A 10,065-nucleotide genomic window follows, 5' to 3' on the forward strand; every position below is an offset into this window, starting at 1 on the left:
GGGGGGTGCCGGGGTTTCCGGGTGTGTCCGCGGGTTCGAGCCTAGGCACTGGACCGTCACAATCAAGCCCGTCCGCCAAACCCCCGGTTCCGGACCCGGCCGGTCCGGACGCCGGGGCGGCCCCAGCGGGCCGCCCCGCGCCGTTCTCAGGCGTACTCGGTCGGGATCACCGGCTCGCCCCGGGACAGCTGGATCGCCGACATCGGCAGCCCCGCGCGCGCCGCCACGTGCCGCTCCCGGATGGCCTCCAGGGGCTCCCGTGCGAGCACCTCGCCACCGCGCACCAGCTCCACCGGCAGCTGCCGGTCGGCCAGCTCCTCGGGGACCGGACCGGTGCCGATCACCTCGGCCTCGGCGACGCCGTGCGCGTCGGTCCGGCGGGCGGCCCACTTGCGGCCGCCCCTCGACGACTTCGCGCCGAGCGACTTCTTCGCCACCGGCACCAGCGGCGCGTCCGGCTCCGCCGAGCCGGCGCGGGCCACCAGTTTGTAGACCATGGAGCAGGTGGGGTGCCCGCTCCCGGTGACCAGCTGGGTGCCGACCCCGTACGCGTCCACCGGCGCGGCGGCCAGCGAGGCGATGGCGTACTCGTCCAGGTCCGAGGTCACCACGATCTTCGTGTCCGTCGCCCCCAGCTCGTCCAGCTGCTGCCGCACCCGGTGCGCGACCAGGAGCAGGTCGCCGGAGTCGATCCGTACGGCGCCCAGCTCGGGCCCCGCGATCTCGACGGCCGCCCGGACCGCCTCGGTCACGTCGTACGTGTCGACCAGCAGCGTCGTGCCCCGGCCCAGCGAGTCCACCTGCGCCCGGAACGCGTCGCGCTCGGTGTCGTGCAGCAGGGTGAAGGCGTGCGCGCTCGTGCCGACGGTCGGGATCGCCCAGCGGAAGCCGGCCGCCAGGTCGGAGGTGGCGTCGAAGCCGCCGACGTACGCGGCGCGGGCCGAGGCGACCGCGGAGAGCTCGTGGGTGCGGCGCGCGCCCATCTCGATCAGCCGGCGGTCCCCGGCGGCGGCCGACATCCGTGAGGCGGCGGCGGCGATGGCGGAGTCGTGGTTGAGGATGGAGAGGATCACCGTCTCCAGCAGCACGCACTCGGCGAAGGAACCCTCCACGCGCAGGATCGGGGAGCCGGGGAAGTAGACCTCGCCCTCCGGGTAACCCCAGATGTCGCCGCCGAAGCGGTAGCCGGCCAGCCATTCGAGGGTGGGCTCGTCGACGATCTCCTGCTGCCGCAGGAAGCCGATCATCTCGTCGTCGAAGTGGAAGTTCTCGACCGCGTCCAGCACCCGGCCGGTGCCCGCGACGACTCCGTAGCGCCGCCCCTCGGGCAGCCGGCGGGTGAACGCCTCGAAGACCGAGTGCCGGTCGGCGGTGCCGGCCTTGAGGGCCGCCTGCACCATGGTCAGCTCGTACTGGTCGGTGAAGAGCGCGGTCGACGGAACGCCGACCCGTCGCCCGAGGTCCGCTGAGTTCATGGCTGGGATGCTACCCCCTATTCGTCAAAGTGACGAGATGTGGGGTCCGTTTATGCGCGGGACCCGCCCGGGTGGCAGCATGGGACAGGTGAGCGTTGCTACCCCGCTAGAGATCGAACGTCCCGATTCGGCCGAGGAGACCTTCGCGGTCCCCGAGCCGGACGTCCCGTGGGTGACGCTCGTCCACAATGACCCGGTCAACCTCATGAGCTACGTGACCTACGTCTTCCAGGCCTACTTCGGCTACCCGAAGGACAAGGCCCACCGGCTCATGATGGACGTGCACCAGAAGGGCCGCGCCGTCGTCTCCAGCGGGAGCCGCGAGGAGATGGAGCGCGACGTCCAGGCCATGCACGGATACGGACTGTGGGCCACCCTCACCCAGGACCGCAACTAGAGCCGCCCGGGCCCGCCCGACCGCCCCGCCCTCCCCCGCCCCGTTCGACCCACCATCGGAGAATCCATGGCCGGCCATTTCGAGGCCACCCCAGGCGGCGGCGCGGCCGTCGCGCTCGACGAGGTCGAGATCTCCATCCTGCGCTCCCTCGCCGTCCAGCTGCTCGAACTGATCGGCCCCGGCGAGACGCCCGCCGACGGCGAGGACCCGCTCGCCGCCCTCTTCGCCGAGGGCCCCAGCAAGCCGCCGTCCGACCCGGCGCTCGCCCGGCTCTTCCCCGACGCCTACGGCGGCCCCGACCGGCCCGCCGAGGGCGGAAAGCCGGAGGAGGAGCTCCGCGAGCTGTCCTCCGAGTTCCGCCGCTTCACCGAGAACGACCTGCGCTCCGGCAAGCGCGAGGACGCCGTCACCGTCGTCCGCACCCTGGACGCGCTCTCGCCCGCCGGGGACGGCGGCGCCATCCTCACCCTCACCGGCGACGAGTGCCGCAGCTGGCTGCGCTCCCTCAACGACCTGCGCCTGACCATCGGCACCCGGCTGGAGGTCTCCGACGAGGACGAGGGCGGCGAGGGCTCGCTCTACCGGCTCCCCGACGCCGATCCGCGCAAGCCGATGGTGATGGCCTACCTCTGGCTCGGCGCACTCCAGGAAACGCTCGTCGAGACGCTCATGCCGTAAAGCGGTAAAGCGGTAAAGCCGTGAACGGAGAGGGCGCCCGCCCGCCACGCCGGGGCGGGCGCCCTCCGTTCGCTCAACAGACGCTCAGATCCGCATAACGATCGCACCAAGTGATCCGGCCTTTTCGTGCCGGACGGAACCCCTTGCCCGCTTTTTCCTGTGTCGTGCGCCACAGAATGTCCCACCGTGTCCCGTGACGGCCGTGATAAATCTTCACGACCGCCCGGGAACGCCACCCCTGTTCCCGGGGGCGCCACAAACCGGCCGAACGCCGGCGGCACTCCATCCATATCCGGGGGGATCAGGACCTGATCCGCGGCCTTGTGAGGCGCGGATCGGCGTGGAGAAAGGCGCACCACCATGACATCGGCGCAGGTCGACGAGGGACAGGCCGACAAGGGCCGGCCCGGCGGCGACGCCGGGGAATCCGGGACCAGTGGCGAGGGATACCAGCGCGGTCTGGGCGCTCGCCAGATCCAGATGATCGCCATCGGCGGAGCCATCGGCACCGGGCTCTTCCTCGGCGCGGGCAAAGCCATCGACCGGGCCGGACCGAGCCTTGTCCTGGCCTACGCCATCGCGGGCCTGGTCATCTTCTTCATCATGCGGGCCCTGGGCGAACTCCTCATGTACCGCCCGGTCTCCGGCTCCTTCTCGGAGTACGCCCGGGAATTCCTCGGCCCGTTCTTCGGATTCGTCACCGGCTGGACCTACTGGCTCTTCTGGGTCGTCACCGGAATCACCGAAGTCACCGCCGCCGCCACCTATATGACGTACTGGTGGAACATTCCGCAGTGGCTGTCCGCCCTGGTGTTCACCGTCATTCTGTACGGCGCCAACCTGATCTCCGTGAAGCTCTTCGGTGAGCTGGAGTTCTGGTTCTCCATGGTCAAGGTCACCGCGATCATCGGCATGATCCTGATCTGCGCGGGCGTCCTCACCGTCGGATTCTCCGACGCCGGCGACACCGCCACCGTCGCCAACCTCTGGAACGACGGCGGCTTCTTCCCCAACGGCATCACCGGCACGCTCATGACGCTCCAGATCGTCATGTTCGCCTTCCTCGCCGTGGAACTCGTCGGCGTCACCGCCGGGGAGTCCAAGGACCCCGAGACCGTGCTGCCCAAGGCCATCAACACCGTGCCGTGGCGCATCGCCGTCTTCTACGTCGGCGCGCTGATCATGATCCTCTCGGTCGTGCCGTGGTCCACCTTCAAGCCCGGCGTCTCCCCGTTCGTGAAGGCCTTCGAGGAGATGGGGTTCAGCGTCGGCGCCGCCATCGTCAACTTCGTCGTCCTCACCGCCGCGCTCTCCTCCTGCAACTCCGGCATGTACTCCACCGGCCGCATGCTCCGCGACCTCGCCCTCAACGGCCAGGGCCCCCGCGCCTTCACCAAGCTGACGAAGAACGGCCTGCCGCTGGTGGGCACCACGTTCTCCGCCGCCCTGATGCTCGTCGGCGTCGGGATCAACTACCAGTGGCCCGGCGAGGCGTTCAACTACGTCGTCTCCTTCGCCACCATCTCCGGCATGTGGGCCTGGATCATGATCCTGTGCAGCCAGATCCGCTACCGCCGCATGGCCGACGCCGGTCTGCTCCCGCAGTCCTCGTTCAAGGCCCCCGGAGCCCCGTACACGAGCTGGTTCGCGCTCCTGTTCATCGGCATGGTCATCGTGATGATGGCGATCGACGAGGACGCCAGGATCTCGCTCTACTGCGCACCCCTGTGGGCGCTCATCCTCTTCGTCTCCTACCGGGCGCTCCAGGCGCGCACCCCGGAGAAGAAGACCACCACCAAGACCCACCACTGACCCGGGGGCGGGCCCCACACCGCCCTCCTCCCGGACCGCCCCGGCCGCCCCAACGGCCGACGTGTCCAGCATGCGGCCCCTTCCGTACCACCCACCGGTACAGCAGGGGCCGCCTGCATATCCTGGCGCCATGCTGACCATCACCCAGGCGCTCCACGACCAGATCGTCGCCCACTCCCGTGCCGACCACCCCGACGAGGCGTGCGGAGTGGTCGCGGGCCCGGCCGGGTCGGACCGCCCCGAGCGCTTCATCCCGATGCTCAACGCCGCCCGCTCGCCCACGTTCTACGAGTTCGACTCGGCCGACCTCCTCAAGCTCTACCGCGCGATGGACGACCGCGACGAGGAACCCGTGATCGTCTACCACTCGCACACGGCGACCGAGGCCTACCCCTCCCGCACCGACGTCACCTACGCCAACGAACCCGGCGCCCACTACGTCCTGGTCTCCACCGCCGACACCGACGACGCCGGACCCTTCCAGTTCCGCTCGTACCGCATCGTGGACGGCGAGATCACCGAGGAAGACGTGCGGATCGTCGAGGCGTACTGACCTCACCGGGGTGCCCCGCGGGGCACCCGCCCTCGCACGGGTCTGGCACACTGCCCCCAGACCCAACAAGGCAGCAGGAAAACCAGGAAGCCGGTGCGAATCCGGCACGGTCCCGCCACTGTGACCGGGCCCCCTCCCACGCGGACGACTCCCCAGCGGACGACGTCGCACCGGAGGGCGGCCCGGAAGTCAGGAACTGGCCCGCCGCCTTCTCGCATCGACCAGGGGACGCGGAAATCCCCCGGAGAGGCCTCGCCATGTCCCGGCACACCCCCGCGCTCATAGCCGCCGCCGTGCTGCTCCCGCTCGCCCTCACCGCCTGCTCCTCCTCCTCCTCCTCCTCCGACGGCGCCACCACCGCCACCGGGGACAAGGCCGCGGCGAAGAGCGACGGATTCCCGTACACCGTGAAGAACTGCGGTGTCACCACCACGTTCGAGGCCCCGCCGAAGCGCGTCGTCACCATGAACCAGCACGTCACCGAGATCATGCTGGAGCTGGGCCTGGCGAAATCCCTCGTCGGCACCGCCTACCTCGACGACCAGGTCCTGCCGAAGTACGCAGAGGACTACGCGACCGTCCCCGTCATCGCCAAGGAGTACCCCTCCTACGAGCAGGTCCTCGCCACCAACCCCGACTTCGTCTACGGCGGCTACGCCAGCGCGTTCGCGGCAGGCGACGGGCGCGGGCGCGCGGCGCTGAAGAAGTCCGGCATCGAGAGCCGGCTCAACACCGAGAGCTGCACCAAGGGCGACCAGCCCATGGACACCCTCTACGAGGAGATCCGCGAGGTCGGCCGCACCTTCGGCGTCACCGACCGCGCCGAGGCCTGGATCAAGCAGGCCAAGGCCGACAACGCCGCCACCGCCAAGAAGCTCGCCGGCCTGAAGCCCGTCCCCGTCTTCGTCTACGACAGCGGCGACAAGACCGCCTTCACCGCGGGCGGCGAGGGCATCGGCAACGAACTGATCGAGCGGGCCGGCGGCACCAACGTCTTCGCCGACCTCGACAAGCCCTTCGGCGACGCCTCCTGGGAGAACGTCGTCGCCCGCAAGCCCGAGGCCATCGTGATCTACGACTACGGCGCCACCACCGTCGAGCAGAAGAAGAAGCGCCTCCTCACCGACCCGGCCCTCGCCGACGTTCCCGCCGTCAAGAACAAGCGCTTCGCGGTCATGCCGCTCTCCGACGCCGTCCTCGGCGTCCGCGTCCCCGCCGCCGTCGGCAAACTCGCCGCCCAGCTCCACCCGGGGGCCACCACCCCGTGAGCTGCCGCACCCCCGCACCGCGGCGGCTGCTCCGCTACACCCTGGTCCTCGGCGCTCTCGCCGCGCTCCTCGCCGCCGCCGTGCTCGCCGCACTCGCCCTCGGCTCCGTCCGCATCCCGCCCGGCCAGGTCATCGACATCCTGACCGGGCGGGCGGACGCGAGCCCCTTCCGCACGATCGTCCTGGACGTCCGGCTGCCCCGGGTGCTGCTCGGCATCGTCGTCGGCGCCGGACTCGCCGTCATCGGCACCGTCCTCCAGGCCCTCGTACGCAACCAGCTCGCCGACCCGTTCCTCCTCGGCGTCTCCTCCGGGGCCTCCACCGGCGCCGTGATCGTGATCGTCCTCGGCATCGGAGCCACCCTCGCCACCACCGTCACCATCCCCGCCGCGGCCTTCGCCGGGGCGCTGCTCTCGCTGCTCCTCGTCTACACCCTGGCGCGCGGCGGAGGCGGCCTCACCACCAACCGGCTCGTCCTCGCCGGCGTCGCCGTCTCCTATGTCCTCTCCGCCCTGACCAGCCTGATCCTGGTCACCTCCGCCCGCGCCGACCACCTCCAGGAAGTCCTCTACTGGACCCTCGGCGGCCTCGGCGCGGCCCGCTGGGACATGCTCGCGCTCCCCACCGTCACCCTGGTCGCCGGCACCGCCGTCCTCCTCACCCTGGCCCGCCCGCTCGACCTGCTCCTGGTGGGGGAGGAGGGCGCGACCGTCCTCGGCCTGGACACCGCCCGCTTCCGGGCCGCCGTCTTCGTCCTCGCCTCCCTGATGACCGGGGCGCTCGTCGCGTACAGCGGGGCGATCGGCTTCGTCGGGCTGATGGTCCCGCACATGGCCCGGATGGCCGTCGGCGCCGCGCACCGCGCCCTGCTCCCGGTCGTCGCCCTCGGCGGGGCGGTGTTCCTGGTCCTCGCCGACCTGGCCGCCCGCACGATCGCCGCCCCGCAGGACATCCCGGTCGGCGTGCTCACGGCGCTGACCGGCGGCCCGTTCTTCCTCTGGATGCTCCGCCGCCGCCCCGAAGGAGCACCCGTATGAAGACGCCACCCGTCGAGGGAGCCCGCGTGACAACTCCGTACGCCCGAGGAGTCCGTCCGACCGCTCCGTACGCCCGAGGAGCCCGCCCGTGACCACCCTGCGCACCGAGGGCCTCTCGTACGGGGTCGGCGAGGGCCGCCACCTCGTCGACGCCGTCTCCCTCACCGCCGCCGACGGCGAGACCGTCGGCCTCGTCGGCCCCAACGGCAGCGGCAAGACCACCCTCCTGCGCTGCGTCTACGGCACCCTGCGCCCCACCCACGGCCGCGTCCTCCTCGACGGCGACGACCTCGCCGCCCTCCCCGTGAAGGCCCGCGCCCAGCGCATCGCCACCGTCCCGCAGGACGGCCACGCCGGCTTCGAGCTCACCGTCGGCCAGGTCGTCGCGATGGGCCGCGCCCCGCACAAACGGTTCTGGGAGGCGGACACCGCCGCCGACACCGCCCTGGTCACCGAGGCCCTCGCCCGGGTCGGCATCGCCGCCCTCGCACCCCGTACGTTCCCCTCCCTCTCCGGCGGCGAACGCCAGCGCGCCCTGGTCGCCCGCGCCCTGGTCCAGCAGCCGTCGCTCATCGTCCTGGACGAGCCGACCAACCACCTGGACATCCGCTACCAGCTGGAGATCCTCTCCCTGGTCCGCGACCTCGGCACCACCAACCTCCTCGCCCTGCACGACCTCAACCTCGCCGCGTACTACTGCGACCGCCTCTACGTCCTCAAGGACGGTGCCGTCGTCGCCTCCGGCACCCCGGAAGAGGTCCTCACGGCCGAACTGCTGGGCGACGTGTACGGCGTCGTCGCCGAGGTCAGCACCCACCCGAAGACCGGCGCACCCACGGTCGTCTACCTGCCGGAGGAGCTCACCAGCCCCTCTCTTTCCACATAGTGGTCACTCACCATCCACCATCTGATACGACACTCGGGTTTCCGCACAGGGAATCGATACGATGCCCGCATGGTTCCCCATGACGTGAGCAACAAGACGCCGGGCACGCTGCTCGTCGCGCGGCTGCACGTCGACCTGTGCAGGCTCGCCAGCGCGATCTGTCCCGCCCGCAGCCTGCCCGTGAGCCGCCCGGCCTGAGCCGCGGTCCGCGCGCCCACCCACACGCACCACCCCCCGCGCGGGGGCAGAAACGCGCGCCCCACGCCACCTCCACGCTTTCGACAGGAGCCCACGCCATGGCCATCGAGGTCCGCATCCCGACCATCCTCCGCACCTACACCGACGGCGCGAAGGCCGTCGAAGGCAACGGGGACACCATCGCCGACCTCTTCGCCGACCTGGAGAGCCGCCACACCGGCATCCGTGAGCGACTCGTCGACGGCGCGAACGGCGACCAGCTCCGCCGCTTCGTGAACGTCTACCTCAACGACGAGGACGTCCGCTTCCTCGACGGCATCACCACCAAGCTCAGCGACGGCGACAACGTCACGATCCTCCCGGCCGTCGCCGGCGGCATGCGCTGATGCGGTACGACACCCCGCTGGCAGCCGTGGGCAACACACCTCTGGTGCGTCTGCCCCGGCTGTCCCCGTCCGACGACGTCCGGATCTGGGCCAAGCTGGAGGACCGCAACCCCACCGGCTCGATCAAGGACCGCCCCGCGCTCCACATGGTCGAGCAGGCCGAGAAGGACGGCCGGCTGACACCCGGCTGCACCATCCTGGAACCCACCAGCGGCAACACCGGCATCTCGCTCGCCATGGCGGCCAAGCTCAAGGGCTACCGCATCGTCTGCGTCATGCCGGAGAACACCTCCCAGGAACGGCGCGACCTCCTGGCCATGTGGGGCGCCGAGATCATCTCCTCCCCGGCCGCGGGCGGCTCCAACACCGCCGTCCGCGTCGCGAAGGAACTGTCGGCCGAGCACCCGGACTGGGTGATGCTCTACCAGTACGGCAACCCCGACAACGCGGGCGCCCACTACGCCACCACCGGACCCGAGATCCTCACCGACCTCCCGTCCATCACCCACTTCGTCGCGGGCCTCGGCACCACCGGCACCCTCATGGGCGTCGGCCGCTACCTCCGCGAGAACCGCCCCGGCATCCAGATCGTCGCCGCCGAACCGCGCTACGACGACCTGGTCTATGGCCTGCGCAACCTCGACGAGGGCTTCGTCCCCGAGCTCTACGACGCCTCGGTCCTCACCACCCGCTTCTCCGTGGGCTCCGCCGACGCGGTCACCCGCACCCGCGAACTCCTCCAGCAGGAGGGCATCTTCGCGGGCGTCTCCACCGGCGCGGCCCTCCACGCGGCGATCGGCGTGGGCAACAAGGCGGTCAAGGCGGGGGAGAGCGCCGACATCGTCTTCGTCGTCGCGGACGGCGGCTGGAAGTACCTGTCGACGGGCGTCTACACGGCACAGACGACAGAAGCGGCGATCGAAACCCTCCAGGGCCAGCTCTGGGCGTGACCCCGCCCCCATCCAGCTCGCCCGGCGTCTGAGGACGTCTTCTCCGCGGGTCCGGGCCAATCCCGGCCGGCCTGGCGTCCGGGGACGTCTTTTCCGCGGGTCCGGGCCAGCCCCGGTCGGCCTGGCGTCCGGGGACGTCTTTTCCGCGGGTCCGGGCCAACCCCGGCCGGCCCGGCGTCCGGGGACGCCCTTTCCACCGGTCCGGGCCAACCCGGCTCGCCCGGCGTCCGAGGACTCTCCTTTCACCGGCCCGGCCGCACCCATCCCGCCCGTCCGGCGCTTGAGGACATCTTTCAAGCCCCTCCGGCGATTGAGGAGCGGGGCCCGGGGAGTACGCCGTCGAGATAGGTCTCCGCGCGGGCCCGCGCGCAGTCGTGCACGTCGATGCCGAGCATGTGCCCGCTGCTGCACAGGGTGTAGCGGCG

General features: G+C 71.0%; 11 protein-coding genes and 1 riboswitch. Of the genes, 10 read left to right on the plus strand and 1 reads right to left on the minus strand.

Features of this window, described 5'->3' with window-relative positions; translation table 11 throughout:
• Positions 1–146: 146 nt before the first annotated feature.
• A complete protein-coding gene (locus AB0F29_RS33220; RefSeq protein WP_361880074.1) occupies positions 147–1,475 on the minus strand; it encodes a nicotinate phosphoribosyltransferase in 1,329 nt (442 codons plus the stop codon).
• Positions 1,476–1,554: 79 nt separating this feature from the next.
• On the opposite strand from AB0F29_RS33220, the gene clpS reads away from it, so the two are divergent.
• The 10 genes from clpS (at position 1,555) to AB0F29_RS33270 (ending at position 9,640) form a co-directional block, all read left to right on the plus strand.
• Positions 1,555–1,872: an ATP-dependent Clp protease adapter ClpS gene (clpS, locus tag AB0F29_RS33225; protein ID WP_026290599.1), complete on the plus strand. Its 318-nt coding sequence runs from the start codon at positions 1,555–1,557 to the stop codon at positions 1,870–1,872.
• A gap of 66 nt (positions 1,873–1,938) precedes the next feature.
• Entirely contained in the window at positions 1,939–2,550 is a 612-nt protein-coding gene (locus AB0F29_RS33230; RefSeq protein WP_361880078.1) for a DUF2017 domain-containing protein, read from the plus strand.
• 360 nt (positions 2,551–2,910) lie between these two features.
• Positions 2,911–4,362 carry an amino acid permease gene (locus AB0F29_RS33235; protein ID WP_361880080.1) on the plus strand — a complete coding sequence of 484 codons (1,452 nt, stop codon included), beginning with the start codon at positions 2,911–2,913 and terminating at the stop codon, positions 4,360–4,362.
• A 130-nt stretch (positions 4,363–4,492) separates the two neighbouring features.
• Positions 4,493–4,915, plus strand: coding sequence for a M67 family metallopeptidase (locus tag AB0F29_RS33240; RefSeq protein WP_361880082.1), 423 nt, complete (start codon positions 4,493–4,495; stop codon positions 4,913–4,915).
• An 80-nt stretch (positions 4,916–4,995) separates the two neighbouring features.
• Positions 4,996–5,114: riboswitch (cobalamin riboswitch) on the plus strand.
• A 58-nt stretch (positions 5,115–5,172) separates the two neighbouring features.
• Entirely contained in the window at positions 5,173–6,183 is a 1,011-nt protein-coding gene (locus AB0F29_RS33245) for an ABC transporter substrate-binding protein (RefSeq protein ID WP_361880084.1), read from the plus strand.
• Positions 6,180–7,220 (plus strand): iron ABC transporter permease, encoded by a 1,041-nt coding sequence (locus AB0F29_RS33250; RefSeq protein ID WP_361880087.1) that lies wholly within the window; start codon positions 6,180–6,182, stop codon positions 7,218–7,220. Before AB0F29_RS33245 ends, AB0F29_RS33250 begins: the two co-directional genes overlap by 4 nt.
• A gap of 88 nt (positions 7,221–7,308) precedes the next feature.
• The gene (locus AB0F29_RS33255) at positions 7,309–8,106 is read left to right on the plus strand and encodes an ABC transporter ATP-binding protein (RefSeq protein WP_361880089.1); all 798 of its coding nucleotides are present in this window, start codon (positions 7,309–7,311) and stop codon (positions 8,104–8,106) included.
• Between the two features lie 69 nt (positions 8,107–8,175).
• The gene (locus AB0F29_RS33260; RefSeq protein ID WP_018958487.1) at positions 8,176–8,304 is read left to right on the plus strand and encodes a putative leader peptide; all 129 of its coding nucleotides are present in this window, start codon (positions 8,176–8,178) and stop codon (positions 8,302–8,304) included.
• A 98-nt stretch (positions 8,305–8,402) separates the two neighbouring features.
• Positions 8,403–8,690, plus strand: coding sequence for a MoaD/ThiS family protein (locus tag AB0F29_RS33265; protein WP_361880091.1), 288 nt, complete (start codon positions 8,403–8,405; stop codon positions 8,688–8,690).
• Entirely contained in the window at positions 8,690–9,640 is a 951-nt protein-coding gene (locus tag AB0F29_RS33270) for a cysteine synthase (protein WP_361880093.1), read from the plus strand. The genes AB0F29_RS33265 and AB0F29_RS33270 overlap by 1 nt, the downstream gene beginning before the upstream one ends.
• Positions 9,641–10,065 lie beyond the last annotated feature (425 nt).

Source organism: Streptomyces sp. NPDC026589 (assembly GCF_040638385.1).
Classification (GTDB): domain Bacteria; phylum Actinomycetota; class Actinomycetes; order Streptomycetales; family Streptomycetaceae; genus Streptomyces.